This window comes from Shewanella sp. KJ2020 (assembly GCF_024197625.1).
In the GTDB taxonomy this organism is placed as follows: Bacteria; Pseudomonadota; Gammaproteobacteria; order Enterobacterales; family Shewanellaceae; genus Shewanella.
Genome location: NZ_JAKUKD010000010.1, coordinates 153,866 through 169,442, shown reverse-complemented (window position 1 = coordinate 169,442; position 15,577 = coordinate 153,866). Strand labels below are relative to the sequence as shown.

The 15,577-nt window shown below is 47.3% G+C and carries 10 protein-coding genes; 5 read left to right on the top strand and 5 right to left on the bottom strand.

What is annotated here, in order from left to right; all coding sequences use genetic code 11:
• Positions 1-14 precede the first annotated feature (14 nt).
• Entirely contained in the window at positions 15-2,450 is a 2,436-nt protein-coding gene (locus MJO46_RS06200; protein ID WP_253988566.1) for a TonB-dependent siderophore receptor, read from the bottom strand.
• Between the two features lie 846 nt (positions 2,451-3,296).
• On the opposite strand from MJO46_RS06200, the gene aceB reads away from it, so the two are divergent.
• The 3 genes from aceB to MJO46_RS06185 all read left to right on the top strand — a co-directional run bounded on the left by aceB (position 3,297) and on the right by MJO46_RS06185 (position 7,155).
• The gene (aceB, locus tag MJO46_RS06195; RefSeq protein ID WP_253988565.1) at positions 3,297-4,946 is read left to right on the top strand and encodes a malate synthase A; all 1,650 of its coding nucleotides are present in this window, start codon (positions 3,297-3,299) and stop codon (positions 4,944-4,946) included.
• Positions 4,947-5,070: 124 nt separating this feature from the next.
• The gene (gene aceA / locus MJO46_RS06190; RefSeq protein WP_198782762.1) at positions 5,071-6,393 is read left to right on the top strand and encodes an isocitrate lyase; all 1,323 of its coding nucleotides are present in this window, start codon (positions 5,071-5,073) and stop codon (positions 6,391-6,393) included.
• 393 nt (positions 6,394-6,786) lie between these two features.
• Complete coding sequence (locus MJO46_RS06185; RefSeq protein ID WP_011790136.1) at positions 6,787-7,155, top strand: acyl-CoA thioesterase; 369 nt, start codon at positions 6,787-6,789, stop codon at positions 7,153-7,155.
• Between the two features lie 37 nt (positions 7,156-7,192).
• On the opposite strand, the gene MJO46_RS06180 is transcribed toward MJO46_RS06185, so the two are convergent.
• The 4 genes from MJO46_RS06180 to MJO46_RS06165 all read right to left on the bottom strand — a co-directional run bounded on the left by MJO46_RS06180 (position 7,193) and on the right by MJO46_RS06165 (position 10,592).
• Positions 7,193-7,405 carry a hypothetical protein gene (locus tag MJO46_RS06180; RefSeq protein ID WP_253988564.1) on the bottom strand — a complete coding sequence of 71 codons (213 nt, stop codon included), beginning with the start codon at positions 7,403-7,405 and terminating at the stop codon, positions 7,193-7,195.
• 257 nt (positions 7,406-7,662) lie between these two features.
• On the bottom strand, positions 7,663-8,034 hold the full coding sequence (locus tag MJO46_RS06175) for a cytoplasmic protein (RefSeq protein ID WP_198782764.1): 372 nt from the start codon (positions 8,032-8,034) through the stop codon (positions 7,663-7,665).
• A 532-nt stretch (positions 8,035-8,566) separates the two neighbouring features.
• On the bottom strand, positions 8,567-9,715 hold the full coding sequence (gene yiaY, locus MJO46_RS06170) for an L-threonine dehydrogenase (protein WP_253988563.1): 1,149 nt from the start codon (positions 9,713-9,715) through the stop codon (positions 8,567-8,569).
• 241 nt (positions 9,716-9,956) lie between these two features.
• On the bottom strand, positions 9,957-10,592 hold the full coding sequence (locus MJO46_RS06165) for a peptidylprolyl isomerase (RefSeq protein WP_253988562.1): 636 nt from the start codon (positions 10,590-10,592) through the stop codon (positions 9,957-9,959).
• 526 nt (positions 10,593-11,118) lie between these two features.
• Here MJO46_RS06165 and malQ point away from each other — a divergent pair.
• On the top strand, positions 11,119-13,326 hold the full coding sequence (gene malQ / locus MJO46_RS06160) for a 4-alpha-glucanotransferase (protein ID WP_253988561.1): 2,208 nt from the start codon (positions 11,119-11,121) through the stop codon (positions 13,324-13,326).
• Between the two features lie 25 nt (positions 13,327-13,351).
• Positions 13,352-15,574: a 1,4-alpha-glucan branching protein GlgB gene (glgB, locus tag MJO46_RS06155; RefSeq protein ID WP_253988560.1), complete on the top strand. Its 2,223-nt coding sequence runs from the start codon at positions 13,352-13,354 to the stop codon at positions 15,572-15,574.
• The last annotated feature ends 3 nt before the right edge of the window (positions 15,575-15,577 follow it).

Genomic DNA, 15,577 nt, shown 5'->3' with positions numbered 1-15,577 from the left:
CTGCGGGAGAATGCTTAGAAACTATAGCTATATTGCAATGTCATATTGCGCTCTTCGCCGGGCATACCGCCGAGGAACATGGCTTTACTGTAATAGTCTTTGTTGAACAGATTGTTGATATTGAGCTGCACTTTCCACGAGTCGGCGGTGTAGCTGATTGCCGAGTCCACTATGGTATAGCTTGGCACGTAACCCTCTGGGATCCCAAATGAGCTCGAGTGCGTGCTTCTATCATCCACATATTTTGCGCCAAGGCTGAGTTCAATTGGGCTAGCTAGTGCAAACCAATCGGCACCGTAGGTTACCCAAGCGCTGGCAGTGACATAGGGCACACCTTTTTGACGGCTGTTATAGGTTGAACTGTTTGGATTTTGTTTATCCCTTGCATCTTGGTACATACCGTTGAGGTTGATACGCCAATTGTCGTTTAAGTGGGCATTGAGATCGAGCTCAACCCCTTGGGTATCTTCGCTGCCGTCGTAGAAATACAGGGGGACTTCTGGCCCTGAGACGCCTAATTTATAGTCTTCATTCGTATAGGGCACATTGGTGCGTGAGCTTTTAAACAATACGAGTGATGCGAGCAGTTGATCATCGAAGGCTTTAAAGCGCATGCCCAGATCATTGCTTATCGATTCAGAATCTTCACGGTCAGTAAGAGTGCCAGTGACAGAGCCTAAAATATTGTAGGCGGTGCGTCCCTTAGCGTGATTGATAAAGAATGACAGATCATCCATCGGCATATAGGTCATGCCTAAGTTATAGGTAGTGCCGTTATCCGTGGTGTCCTGTTCTTCGGTCGCTTTGGCCTCGCTGGCACTGTAGCGCGCATCGACACCTAAATGTTCATAGCTTTGTTTTATCTCATTAAAGGCAACACCAATCCGAGTCGTAAAACCGTAACCTAAATAACCAACATGCTGTAGCCCTAGGCCCCAGGCACTGACTGTCTTGTTATAGTTGGCGGTTTTTAGTGGATCATAGTCCTCAAATGTACCTGTGCCCCAATTAGGGTGGCGAATGTCGTAGATGTAGGGGAGTGATCCCTGGTAAGTGGTTTTCCCGTCCTTGCTTTTAAAGATTTGATCCGCATCGTAGATAGAGTATTGCTGGAAGCCAATTGTACGGTCTTCGTAGTTAGCGTTAAGTAATAACTCATTGTCTATATTGCCAATTTGGAAGTCATAGCGTAAATCGGCAAAATATTGCCAGGATGTTTCATCGGCATCGACTTTACGGTATTCCTGCCGTCTGGCGGCAAAGGGATATAACACGCCATTTTCAACCAAGGGCGCGCGCGGATCGGCATTGATTGCCCCTTTATTATTCCAATAGACGTAGTTATAGGCACCAGTTTGGCGAGCAAACCCTGAGGTGTAGTCACGGTACTGCAGTTGCTGATTGAGGAAGAGATTGTCGTTAAAGTAGATATTGTGGGTCAGCTTAAATCTTAATTCTTCGCCTTCGTTATCCTTCGCCATGGGCGAAATCAGGCCCGCATCGCCAAAGGAATAGGGCGTTAGGCCATCCCCGCTGGCCAATGATGCCGCTAATTGCTGGCGCTGCTCATCGGTCAGTTGTATGCCTTTGCCGTTAGGATCGTTGATCAAATCTTGCCAACTGACTTCCCCGGCCGTTTTGCCATTAACAGAGTCGGCGTTATAGATCCGAATAGGGTGGCCTATGGAGTCAACGGCAATGGCATCTTTGATATAAGCTACTGAAAGCATTAAATCTTGGCTATCAGTGATTAGCCACTTTAAGGAGGCGTACACTTCGTCTCTGTCGGTCCCTAAATCCCGATATCCCTCACTTCGGGCGGATTTGGCGACTACGCGATAGGCAAGGTTATCCGTGAGACCGCCGGTACTATCGAGTGCCAATGAATAGGTGTCCCACTGGCCGATTTCAGCGGTAAATTTATGGTTTGACTCAAATTGAGGCTTTTTCTCGATCAGGTTGATGACTCCGCCTGCACTCCCCATACCGTAGAGACCCGTCGCAGGGCCCTTTAGTACCTCAACTGAGTCTACATTGGTTAAAGAACGTGTAGGGTTAAAAGTGTTACCAAGGCCTGCGCCACCATACATACCGTCATAGGTATAGTTAGCGCCTAAACCACGGATCATTAAGTTATCGCCAATACCGTAGTTATTCCCCGCTTGGATTACACCACTGATGTTATGGATTAAATCCTGAAGATTATCTGTACCTTGGGCTTCTATTAGCTCTTGATCGACAATTACAACGGCGGCAGGGGTTTCCATTAGTGACATATCGGATTTGGTTGCTAACCCTGAATTTTTAACGACGGAGTTCTGTTTACCGTAAACCGTAATACGTTCGATATTGGTTTGGTTATTTGGCGCTGAAATAGGATCCGCCAACGCGGTTTGATACAGGCTGCCCATGCAGGCGAGTGCGATGAGTGATAAGCAAAATGGCTTCATAAATGTAATTCCCCCATGAAAAGGTTGCGAATGATAATGGTTTTCATTTTGTTTGCAACAAATGTTTCAGGTTCGAATGGGGTATAGCTGTGGCATCCTTTACGTATATAAAACGGTAAAAGCTAAGAGGAGGTAATCCTCTTATCGAGTTACTCCCATGTTGTTGGTGGCATTTTCGCTAACATGCCGTTGTTATTTCGACTTTGTTTCATTTTTTTTATAAAAAAGTGATTATTTTTTTGAGTTAACCAGAGCAACCGACCTTGTTGATCTGGAAACGCAACCCTAAGTGAAGTGATCTATAGGTTTATGCGTTCAACCGTTTACGTAAACGTCAAATTGAAACGAGTGTTTAAATTTGTCATATGTCACTTAATGTTTAAGATTATGATTTTTATCACATTTAAATCTTTACCTCTAGGTTAGTTCAAAACATCTTCATATTTCTACTTAGGTCTAATAAGGTCTCAAGTGTGTATTTAAAAATTTACTTAATGTAATAAATATACGGAATTAATTACAATGTGTCATCGCTGGTAAAGTTGTCTGACAATTTTCATATTAGTAAATATTTATGATATTGCGACTTACTTATTTTGTTGTTAATCAATGTCTTGTGCTGTAACTTTTTGCTTGGTCTGACCAATTTTTAATGCGATTTTGGTCAAGTTTAAGCTGTTTTTACCCTTGACTGGACTGTTGCAAATACAAAGGTTTGTCGGTAAGTTTTAGTTCGAAACAAACATTTGATGGTTTTGTGGCTGATATTTAGACAGCGTGATTGGGGGCTTGTCCCAGTATCTGCGACAAAACTGTGATAGTTGAGCCTCTTGGGAGGGCGAGAAGATGACGGAACACACTTTGAGTGAACAGCAGTTGAATTCAGCGCAGGGCAAATCAATTTCCAGCGGTCCATTAACCATAGTGGGCAAACATATCCCTGGGCAGGAAGTCATATTTACCGAAGGGGCCATTGCCTTACTCGAGTCTCTTTGCCGCGAGTTTGGTGACGAGGTACCAGCGTTACTGGCTAAACGTAAAGATAAGCAAGCTCGTATCGACAAGGGAGCTTTGCCAGACTTTTTACCCGAAACCCGTGCGATTCGAGATGGGGTGTGGCAAATCCGAGGTATTCCTCAAGATCTACTTGATCGCCGGGTGGAAATCACCGGCCCAGTTGAACGTAAGATGGTGATCAATGCACTCAATGCGAATGCCAAAGTGTTTATGGCTGACTTTGAGGATTCCTTAGCGCCGAGTTGGCAAAAAGTCATCGAAGGTCAAATCAATTTACGCGATGCAGTGCGCGGGGATATTGAATACACGGCTCCCGAAACGGGCAAACATTATAAGTTGGGGCCAAATCCTGCGGTATTGATCTGCCGCGTCCGTGGTCTGCATTTAAAAGAGAAGCATGTTGAGTTTAATGGTCAGGCCATTCCCGGCTCACTGTTCGACTTTGCCCTGTATTTTTACCATAACTATCGCCAACTGCTGGCCAAAGGCAGTGGACCCTACTTCTATATCCCTAAGCTAGAGAGCCATATTGAGGCGCGCTGGTGGGCAAAAGTGTTTGCTTTTGTTGAAGAAAGATTCTGCCTGCAGGCGGGAACGATCAAGTGTACTTGCCTGATTGAGACGCTGCCAGCAGTGTTTGAAATGGATGAGATCCTCTATGAATTGCGTTCTAACATTGTCGCGCTCAACTGCGGCCGTTGGGATTATATCTTCAGTTATATCAAAACATTAAAACGTCATAGTGACAGAGTGTTGCCCGATCGCCAGGCCGTCACTATGGATACACCTTTCTTAAGCGCTTACTCAAGACTCTTGATTAAGACTTGCCATAAACGTGGCGCCTTAGCCATGGGCGGAATGGCTGCCTTTATTCCTGCGAAAGACCCCGCACAAAATGAAGCAGTTTTGCAGCGAGTGCGCAGGGATAAAGAGTTAGAAGCGCGTAACGGCCACGATGGTACTTGGGTTGCACACCCTGGACTTGCCGACACGGCCATGGGGATTTTCAACGAATATATCGGTCAAGACCATAGTAATCAGTTGCATATTACCCGCGACGTCGATGCGCCTATTCTCGCCGCAGAGTTACTCAAAACCTGTGACGGTGAGCGTACCGAACAGGGCATGCGCCTCAATATTCGTATTGCGCTGCAATATTTAGAAGCGTGGATCAGCGGCAATGGTTGCGTACCTATCTACGGCTTAATGGAAGATGCGGCTACGGCGGAGATTTCCAGGGCATCTATTTGGCAGTGGATCCAACACGGTAAGTCGTTGTCAAACGGCAAACTTGTTACTAAACAACTCTTTAGAGATATGCTGGTGGAGGAGCTTGCCAATGTGAAGCAGGAAGTGGGCAGCGACAGATTCACCCATGGCAAGTTTACCCAAGCCGCAGTATTGCTCGAGGATATTACCACTTCTGACGAACTGGTCGATTTCTTAACCTTACCCGGTTACGAGATGCTCACGGCTTAGCATAAACGTTTATCTAAAACATTATTAGCTGTGGCGGGGCTACCGCCAATCAAACCCATAAGCAGAGTGAAACTGGGGGGCAGTTTCATGATAGCTACAACATCACAGAGAAAGGAGTGACCCTATGACTAAGGCAACGCAGATTTCACGTCAACAGCAGATTGATGCGATCAAGAAAGACTGGGCAGAAAACCCACGTTGGAAACATGTGCGTCGTCCTTACACTGCGGAGGAAGTGGTGGCGTTACGTGGCTCAATCGTGCCAGAGAACACCATCGCAAAACGGGGTGCGGCTAAGTTATGGGATTTAGTCAACGGTGGTGCGAAAAAAGGCTATGTTAACTCCCTCGGTGCCTTAACCGGCGGTCAGGCGGTGCAACAGGCCAAAGCGGGTATTGAAGCGATTTATCTTTCTGGCTGGCAAGTGGCTGCCGATGCTAACTTGGCTGGCACTATGTACCCAGACCAATCTTTGTACCCAGCGAACTCAGTTCCGGCTGTGGTATCGCGGATTAATAATTCCTTCCGCCGTGCTGACCAAATCCAATGGGGCAATGGCGTCAATCCAGAAGATGAAGCATTTGTGGATTACTTCCTGCCAATCATTGCCGATGCCGAGGCGGGTTTTGGTGGGGTATTAAACGCCTTCGAATTGATGAAGTCGATGATCGATGCTGGCGCTGCCGGTGTGCATTTTGAAGATCAGTTAGCTTCGGTTAAAAAATGCGGTCACATGGGCGGTAAAGTGTTAGTGCCTACTCAAGAAGCGGTGCAAAAGTTAGTTGCAGCACGTTTAGCGGCGGACGTGAGCGGCGTTGAAACCTTAGTGATTGCCCGTACCGATGCGAACGCAGCCGATCTGTTAACCTCCGATTGCGATCCCTATGACCGTGACTTTGTGACTGGCGAGCGTACTGCCGAAGGTTTCTATCGCGTGAGAGCGGGTCTTGACCAAGCGATTTCCCGTGGCCTTGCCTACGCCCCCTATGCCGACTTGATTTGGTGTGAAACCGCTAAGCCAGATTTGGAAGAAGCGCGTATTTTCGCCGAGGCTATCCATGCCAAATATCCAGATCAATTATTGGCCTATAACTGTTCACCTTCCTTCAACTGGAAGAAAAACTTGGATGACGCCACTATTGCGCGCTTCCAACAGGCCTTATCCGACATGGGCTATAAGTACCAGTTCATCACTTTAGCCGGTATCCACAACATGTGGTACAACATGTTCGATCTTGCATATGACTATGCTCGTGGCGAAGGCATGAAGCACTATGTTGAGAAAGTTCAAGAAGTTGAGTTTGCAGCGGCCAAGAAGGGTTATACCTTCGTTGCCCATCAGCAGGAGGTTGGTACTGGTTATTTCGACCAAGTGACGACAGTGATCCAGGGTGGTCATTCATCGGTCACTGCACTGACTGGCTCAACCGAAGAGGAGCAGTTTTAAGGGATTGCTAAGGTCGATTTACCCGTAAGATGTTGTCAATGTAAACCCTGTGTTTAGCTGCGTTGCAGCTGTTGTACCCCCGTGCAGTTTGCCTACATGTGCTGCACGGGTTTTTAAGTCAAAACTTGTGACTTAACTTCCTACCCAGTAAGTATTTGCTTGCCTAAGCTTGGCGACTCTTTGAGTCGCTATTTTTTTATCGTTAACTGACTGATTATTATGGTGCAACTCTGGTTCGAGTTGGTGCAATTTTTAGCGCATTTTATAAACACTTATTGCTATCTCATTGTTATTTAATGGCGAGTAAAAATGGCCTGAATAATGCTCTCAATATAAGGCACGCTTATTTGCGTACTTAAGCTGTTTGTTGGCATTCATATAGAGGTCATCGCCATGAAATATTACAGTCGTCGTTTAGTTAAACCCGAACATTTAAACCCCGCGAACACACTGTTTGGTGGCCAGCTATTAAGTTGGATTGATGAAGAGGCCGCCATCTTTGCCGCCTGTCAGATGAAGACGACTAGCCATGTCACTAAGTTGATCTCAGAAATCAATTTTATGACGCCAGCCCGCCAAGGGGATGTGCTCGAATTTGGCTTAGAGTTGGTGAGTCTTGGACACAGTTCCATCACTGTCAGTTGTCAGGTTCGCAATAAGATGACGCAGGCGCCTGTGGTCAGTATCGATAAGATGGTGTTTGTAAACGTCAATGCGCAAGGTTTGCCTGTGCCCCATGGTATTCGGGCTAATGCGGCCTAGGGATTGAGACCCGATAAAGCAGAGTGGCGCATGGGCGTCACTCTGAATCTTCTGTCAGTTCTTCTTTGACCGATTTCACCGCATCCCGTGAGGCATGACCAATAGCTTTGGTGGTGTCGCGGGTGGCGTGACCTATCTCCTTGGTCACATCTTTAGTGGTGGTGCCAATGGCTCGTCCGGCATCCTTTAAATCTGCACAGGCCGAAGTTGCAAGCAATAGCGGGATCATGATTAGCGTTGCTTTATTCATTTTGATATCCATCTCTTAAAAGTGATAGTAACGTTAAGTGAGGGCAATATAGCAGATAGTCGCACTTTATTTCACCTCTTAACGGGATACAGGTGTTGCCGTTAGTGTCATTTAAGGTGGAAATGGTTAATACGACCGATGTTTTTAGGGGGCTGAGTGTGAGTGGTGCCGAGGGGGAATAGGGTGCTAAGTGTGAATTATGGAGTGAGGCGATTATCATGGGTGCCAGCACTGCGCGTGGCACCCGCTGGGAGAGATTAGGCTTGTTCGAGCTTGGCTAATCGCTGCTGATAATCTTCAATCAGATGCTGCATAATTTCCTCTGGCGCGGCATCGTCACAACATTCATCTAAAAAGATTTTAAAGGTGACGAGGGCGTGGCCATCATTTTTCAATCTGTCACTCTGCATCGAAAAGTAAGCGTCTTCATTTTCGGCTTTGCGAACGACAAATTTATTGGTCTCGAAGGATTTATTCCCTGAAAGTTCATGCCATTTGGTAATACGGTTTAACGCAATTTCACAGGACTGGTTCATTTCGATATGGTTTAACCAAGTAACCGGATGTTCAGGATCTTTGTAATGTGGACATCTAACTGTGTAGTTATATACGTGCGTAATTGCTGTCATAGCGTACCTACCTGTTCGAGGATATTGTTGCCATCATAGGCATCGTTTTTGAATTCGGTCAATCATTAATTATGGCGATTATGTTCGGTTTCTTTTCTAAATAAAGCGTTTGTTTTTGTATGAAAATTAAATAGTTGCTTCGGTTTGTTATGACTCTATTTAGCATGAGTTTTTTACCAATAACTTTGTGCTAGCTCTCAGTTTAGAATGAAGTTTCGTTTTTGCTGAATTACTGATTAATAAAGCAACAATTGACCGCAGTGCTATCAGTGTAAGTGATTAAAAGAGTGTTAGGCGCAATAAATCGCCTATGGATAGAATAAGCGCAGGGTATAAAAGCAGAAGGCGGAATGGACAGAGGCCCATTCCTTAGAATGGGCCTCTCAGCTGGCTTCATCTTTTGCAGGGAAAAAGCGAACTGGCTGCAGTTTATCGGATCTGTAACAGGGTGTAACCCACAGAGATCACGTTTTTTATATCATTTTGCGATAACTGTGAGATTGCATGGCGATTCCTGCTGACCTCATTCAGATTAGAGCGCATTAGTGAAGATCTGGCAGATCTCCCCATGGGTCGCTTGTTTTGGATTGGTGAATCCACAGGCATCTTTTAAGGCGTTTTCAGCTAGGGTTGGAATATCTTCCGCTTTAACGCCTAACAAGGTCAGATTTTCAGGAATTTTGACCGCAACAGACAGTTTTTTAATTGCCGCGATCGCCGCACTGGCACCTTGCTCATCTGTCATCGCAGATACATCCACGCCCATCGCTTTGGCAATATCTTTTAAACGGTTAGGGACGATCTGGGCGTTATATTCCTGCACATGGGGCAACAGCAGAGCGTTACACACGCCGTGGGGCAGATCGTAGAAACCGCCCAACTGATGCGCCATCGCATGTACATAACCTAAGCTGGCATTGTTAAACGCCATACCCGCTAAGAATTGGGCGTAGGCCATTTGCTCACGGGCATTGATATCTTGACCATTTTCAACAGCATTCACTAAGTTTGCCTGGATTAACTCAATCGCCTTGATAGCACAGGCATCTGTGATTGGGTTCGCTGCGATTGATACATAGGCTTCGATTGCGTGGGTCAGTGCATCCATACCCGTTGCCGCCGTTAGGCTAGCAGGTTTTTTCAGCATTAACTCAGGATCGTTCACCGACAGCAAAGGCGTAGTGTGCTTATCGACAATCGCCATTTTAATGTGGCGGGCTTCGTCGGTAATGATGCAGAAACGGGTCATTTCACTGGCGGTGCCTGCCGTCGTATTGATGGCCACTAACGGCAACTGTGGTTTTGCGGATTGATCTAACCCTTCGTAGTCTTTAATGCTGCCGCCGTTGGTGGCAACTAGAGCGATACCCTTAGCACAATCGTGGGGGGAGCCGCCGCCGAGGGAAATCACAAAGTCACACTCGTTAGCTTTTAGCAGGGCTAAACCGGCTTCGACGTTCGCCACGGTTGGGTTTGGTTGCACGCCATCATAAATGGTTGAGGTAATGCCATTTTGACCGAGTTTTTCGGCCACTTCACCGACTAAGCCAATTTTGACTAAGGGTTTATCCGTCACTATGAGTGCGTGTTTAAAGCCTAAGGTTTTGATATCACCGATAGCGTCATCCACTGCGCCTTGGCCTAATACGTTGACAGAAGGAATAAAAAATTTAGCAGCCATATATCCACCTATATAATTTACAAAGATAAATTTGTTTCATTTTCTGGTTACCAAGCTACCAATTAAGGGGGAGTCGATATGTGATTTAGATCGAGTTCAAGGGATTGTTGGGGCTAAATTCCCACTAAAGTTGGAACTTGGTAACAAAATGATGAATTTTTATGACGGGGTCGCACGGGTATTAAAAAGCACTGAATATTCAGTGCTTTTTTACGCTATAACATTCGCTTTAGCGGGGGATTTAGCTGGCTGGGCAGTTGGTTTCTGTTACTGAATTGATAAAAATTTCTTCCACCGGCGTATAGGAGAAACCCCCGCTGGTTTTAGTGGGCACTATGCTTATTTGATCGACTACATCCATCCCATCAACGACTTTGCCAAAAACGGCAAAACCATAACTGCTGGCCGATGCATCCAGATCCGAATTATCTAAGATGTTGATAAAGAACTGTGATGTTGCAGAATCAGGAGCAGTCGTTCTCGCCATTGCAATTGTTCCGCGCTTGTTGCTAATACCGACTGCGGCCTCATTGACTATGGGGGCACTGGTCGGTTTAGTCTTTAATCCCGTCGTAAATCCGCCGCCTTGAATAACAAAATTATTGACGGCTCTATGGAATAAAGTGCCGTTATAGAATGACTTATCCACATACTGCTTAAAGTTTTTACCTGTGATTGGCATGTTCGTTAGGTCAATGGCGAGGGTAATATCACCCTTCGATGTGTCCATTAAATAGCAGATATCGGCGGATAATGCGGGTGGCGTCGGATCCGGTGTGGGGATGACTGGCGTCGAATCTTCCTCGCTACTACCACCGCATGCTGTTAACAGGAGTGTCAGCCCACTCGCAAAGAGTAGCCCTGTGAATGTTTTCATCTTATATCCTTATTTTTAGTAAAATTTATAACCAATTCATCGCCGAAGAAACACGCGGTTGTGCATATTGGATTTAAATAAACAGCGCTGTATGTTGGCTGTATGTTGCTTTTTTGTGGCTGAGCGAATGGTGACAGAAGTGGCTCGCAAAATTCAAGGTAAAATTCTAATTGATACAAAGTGTTGCAGCTTGATTGTTGCAACCTAATTAAACAAAGTTCAAGGCGTGAAGGTTGAGTAATGGCGCAGGGGGGGTATTTGTTCTGCCAGTGGAGCATTAAAAATGCTCCCTTTAAGTTCATTGCACCTTTTTTAACCACTGCTTGCTTCAATCTAGTGCACTAAGGCATTTATCTTCCACGGCAAGATTTTGCAATATTCCAAACTAAGTTATTCAAGTCACTGATTTATAAATTGTCTTCACTGTCATTTGGCTGACACAAATTTGTCGTCATGCTGTTATTTTGTGCTGGCATGGTTACTGCCTATCTAAAGCTATGGATGAGCCGTCGCGGGGGCGACAAATATGGGGCTGGAGAAGTTGCTGTATTTGCGAGGGGTTGGAGCAGACTTTACTGACTGCTTTGGCCAATATATCCGCATTCCTGAGACGGATAGGCAAGGGATTTTGACTTGCATGCTGCAGGAGAAAAACACCCTTGCCAGTGGTGAAAAAGGCACACAGGCGCAGCCAGCCTTACTGAGTGAGAGTGAGATTGCAGCTCAAATTCACCAGCTTGATGCGCAGCATTGGACTCAAGTTTTGCCCACATTCCATTGGTGTTATGTGGATGAGCCCTGGCTCAACCTTTACTTACCCCAGGACTATACTGGCGAGTTAACTATCACTATTGCCTGTGAACAAGGCGAAACGATTGTTTTTGATGTGCCATTTCCATCCTTAAAGCCAATAGGTGACTACCGAATTCAACATGCCCTCTTCGGTGAAGGGCAATATATTCAGTATCGTCTCGAGTTAGTGAACTGTGACTTAGGTTTGGGGTATCACGGGATAGCGTTAAAGTTAAAATCGCCACTAGAGACTTGTCGTCAACGGACTGAAATCCCAGAAGATTTGACCTTCCATGGCACGTTAATGGTGGCGACTAGGACGGCGTACCAAGGTGTGCTCAGTGCCACGCTCCAAGAAAAACGCCATAAACCATGGGGAGTGAGCGTTCAGCTATACAGTTTACGCAGTGATAGCCAATGGGGCATAGGTGATTTTGGTGATCTTGAGGAATTGCTCGCTTTTCTTGCGAGTCATGGGGCTGATTTTATTCAGCTTAATCCACTGCATGCCCTAGATATCGCCGCGCCGGAACACCCCAGCCCCTACAGTCCATGCGATCGCCGCAGGCTTAACCCTCTCTATATTCATTTACCAAGTGTGCCCGAATATGAGCACTTGGCTAGCGAGTTAACGTCACCGAGTTGGCAGGAGGCAATTGTTGCACTTAATCGGGATAATTGGCTCGATTATCCCAAGGTGAGTGAGCTTAAGTACCGAGCCTTTGCCCGTTTATATAGCGTCTTTTGCGAAATGCATTTAGCGAAGGAGACCCCAAGAGCAAAACGTTTCCATGACTTTGTTGCCGAGCAGGGGGAAGCCTTAGTTGAATTTGCCCAGGCTGAATCCCGGATAAGTCCAAGGGCGATCGCCCAGGATGAGGGTTTCTACTTATATTTGCAGTTTGTTGCCGAAACCCAGCTGCAACTGTGTCAGTTAAAAGCCAAAGAAGCGGGGATGGGCATTGGACTTATCCGGGATTTGGCCGTAGGTGCAGCGCTTCAAGGGGTTGAAGTTCAAGCAAATGCCGAGCAGTTTTGCCTCAATGCCAGCATAGGAGCACCGCCGGATCCCTTTGCCCCCCAAGGCCAAAATTGGGGTTTACCCCCCCTCGATCCTGTCAAATTAAAACAGCATGATTACCGTCATTTTATTGAACTTATCCGTGCCAATATGGAGAACTGCGGGGCGCTACGCATCGATCATGTGATGGGGTTACTGCGTCTATGGTGGTGGCCGCTGGATAAGCACTTAGGCAAGGGCGCCTATGTGTATTACCCCGTTGAAACCTTACTGGCCATCGTATGCCTTGAGAGTCAGCGCGCCCGCTGTGTGGTAATAGGTGAAGACCTAGGGCTAGTGCCACCCGATATTATTCACCGCCTCTATCAGGCGGGCATTTACTCCAACGAGTTGTTCTACTTTTGCAAAGACCATCAAGGCTTTAAGTCGCCAGAGCAATACAAGTCCCAGAGCCTGATGATGCTGGCAAACCACGATGTGCCGACCTTGGTCGCCTGGTGGACGTGCAGCGATTTGCATTTAAGGCGGCAGCTCGCCCTGCTTGCCAGTGATGGGCTGCTAGATGAAGCCTTGGCGGCGCGGGAATATGAGAAACAGCAGTTAGTGTCCCTGCTAATCCAGCAAAAACTATTACCGGACTCTGCGGCCCAAGACGTTGATATTAATGAGCTATTAACCGCTTGGATGACCCTTGGTGCCTCGGGTTGCAGTGCGCTCTATAGCGTGCAGTGGTGCGATCTCCTCGGCGATCGCCACGCGGTGAATATTCCGGGGACTTGGCTCGAATACCCCAACTGGCAACGGCGTTTACCCCTTAGCGTCATGCAGGCTAAGACTCAGGGGGAGATCCGCCAACGCTTGCAGAATATTGCCAGCGCACGGCAACTGCCCCAGCGAGCTAATACCCATTTACCCGATTGAACCATTGATGAATAACGGAAGCAAAATGATGACTGAGGCTAATGCTTATTTTTATGACGGTGCCGAGGTGGCGCTGCTAAATGGTCAATACACGGATGTGTTCTCACTCTTAGGTATGCACAGCTCGCCGGATGGTAAGGGACTCATAGTACGTTGCTTTTTACGCAACGCCCTTAAGGTTGACGTGATAAGTCTTAAAGATGGCCGTAAGGTGGCGAGTCTGGATAGAGTCAACGAGCAGGGCCTGTTTGCGGGCACATTGGGGCGGCGGGTTAAGCCGTTTCTCTATGGCTTAAGGGTGGAATATCCCCTGTGCCAGTTAGAGATAGTTGACCCCTATCAATTTGGTTCTTTGCTCAGCGACGATGATGTTTATCTGTTTGGCGAAGGTAGCGCCGAGCGGGCCTACGGATTTTTAGGGGCGAATTGGCGCTATGTGGACGGCATTGAAGGTGTGCATTTTTGTGTCTGGGCGCCCAATGCGAAACGGGTTTCCCTGGTCGGGGATTTTAATCATTGGGATCATACCCACCATGTGATGCGCCAACATATCGCTAATGGCCTTTGGGAGCTATTTTTACCTAATGTGGCCGAAGGTGCGCACTATAAGTTTGATTTGGTTTATCAAAATGGTGAGCGGCACGCTAAAGCCGATCCTATGGCAACCCAAATGGAATGCGCGCCCCATAATGCGTCTATCGTGCCGCCCAAACAGCATCACAGTTGGAATGATACCGCTTGGATGAGCAAGCGGGCGGCAACGGCTTGGCATAAAGCACCTATGTCTATCTATGAAGTGCACTTAGGTTCCTGGCGCCGAAAGGGGAGTCATGGCGAGCAATTCTTAGATTATCAAGATCTTATTGAACAGCTGATTCCTTATGTGAAGGCGCAAGGTTTTACCCATATCGAATTGATGCCGATCAGTGAATATCCCTTCGACGGCTCCTGGGGCTACCAGCCCGTCGGCCTTTTTGCCCCGAGCCACAGATTCGGCGAGGCCAGTGGGCTCAAGGCCTTTGTTGATGCCTGTCACCGGGCGGATATTGGCATTATTCTCGATTGGGTCGCGGCCCATTTCCCTAAGGATCCCCACGGCTTAGTGCGTTTTGACGGCACTTGTTTATACGAGCATGAAGATCCCCGCAAGGGTACTCACCCCGACTGGGACACATTGATCTACAACTATGACCGCGGTGAAGTGCGCAGTTTTTTACTGAGTAATGCCTGCTATTGGCTAAGGGAATTTCACTTCGATGGTCTAAGGTTAGATGCCGTATCCTCCATGTTGTACCTCGATTACAGCCGCGAGCCGGGGCAATGGTTACCCAATGCCTATGGCGGGCGGGAAAATTTAGAAGCCATCGATTTTCTGCAGGTGCTCAATCAGCGCCTTTATCAAGCCTTCCCCGGTATTTGCATGATAGCCGAGGAATCTACCGCCTTTGCGGGGGTGACTAAGCCTACAGATCACCATGGTTTAGGCTTTGGCTTTAAGTGGAATATGGGCTGGATGAACGACAGCCTAAGTTACCTAGGGCGCGATCCCATCTATCGCCAATACCATCACCATCAACTGACCTTCAGCTTAATGTACGCCTACACTGAGCAATTTATGTTGTCCGTCAGCCACGATGAAGTCGTGCATGGCAAGGGCTCACTGCTGCATAAAATTCCCGGAGATGATTGGCAAAAATTTGCGACTCTGCGTGCCTACTATGGCTTTATGTGGGGACATCCGGGTAAGAAACTCCTCTTTATGGGCAGTGAATTTGCCCAACGTAACGAGTGGAACCATAACCACAGCTTAGACTGGCATCTGTTGGCCTTTGAGCCACACCAAGGCGTGCAGCACTGGCTTCGCGATCTCAATCAGTTATACCGGCAAATGCCGGCGTTATCGGTGCTCGATTATGACACAGCGGGGTTTCGTTGGCTCGATTGCGACAATGGTCGTGACAGCATTTTCACCTTCGTACGCTATGGCTTAGCGGAGGATTCGCCCCTCGTCTTTGTGATCAATATGACGCCCACGGTTCACCAAGGGTTTCGCATCGGCTTACCCCAAGGCGGGGATTTTTGTGAATACCTCAACAGCGATAGCCATCTCTATGGAGGTTCTAATCAGGGGAATGCTGGCCTAGTCGTGGCTGAGGCGCAGCCATGGCAGGGGATGGCGCAGAGTGCGCTGATTACAGTACCGCCTCTGGGTTGTTTAGTCCTAGGCCCTGCAGCGGGGCGAGGTTAACAG

Coding starts and splice junctions, on each gene's coding strand:
- MJO46_RS06200 (WP_253988566.1), bottom strand. CDS start 2,450: ATGAAGCCATTTTGCTTATCACTCATCGCACTCGCCTGCATGGGCAGC.
- aceB (WP_253988565.1), top strand. CDS start 3,297: ATGACGGAACACACTTTGAGTGAACAGCAGTTGAATTCAGCGCAGGGC.
- aceA (WP_198782762.1), top strand. CDS start 5,071: ATGACTAAGGCAACGCAGATTTCACGTCAACAGCAGATTGATGCGATC.
- MJO46_RS06185 (WP_011790136.1), top strand. CDS start 6,787: ATGAAATATTACAGTCGTCGTTTAGTTAAACCCGAACATTTAAACCCC.
- MJO46_RS06180 (WP_253988564.1), bottom strand. CDS start 7,405: ATGAATAAAGCAACGCTAATCATGATCCCGCTATTGCTTGCAACTTCG.
- MJO46_RS06175 (WP_198782764.1), bottom strand. CDS start 8,034: ATGACAGCAATTACGCACGTATATAACTACACAGTTAGATGTCCACAT.
- yiaY (WP_253988563.1), bottom strand. CDS start 9,715: ATGGCTGCTAAATTTTTTATTCCTTCTGTCAACGTATTAGGCCAAGGC.
- MJO46_RS06165 (WP_253988562.1), bottom strand. CDS start 10,592: ATGAAAACATTCACAGGGCTACTCTTTGCGAGTGGGCTGACACTCCTG.
- malQ (WP_253988561.1), top strand. CDS start 11,119: ATGGGGCTGGAGAAGTTGCTGTATTTGCGAGGGGTTGGAGCAGACTTT.
- glgB (WP_253988560.1), top strand. CDS start 13,352: ATGATGACTGAGGCTAATGCTTATTTTTATGACGGTGCCGAGGTGGCG.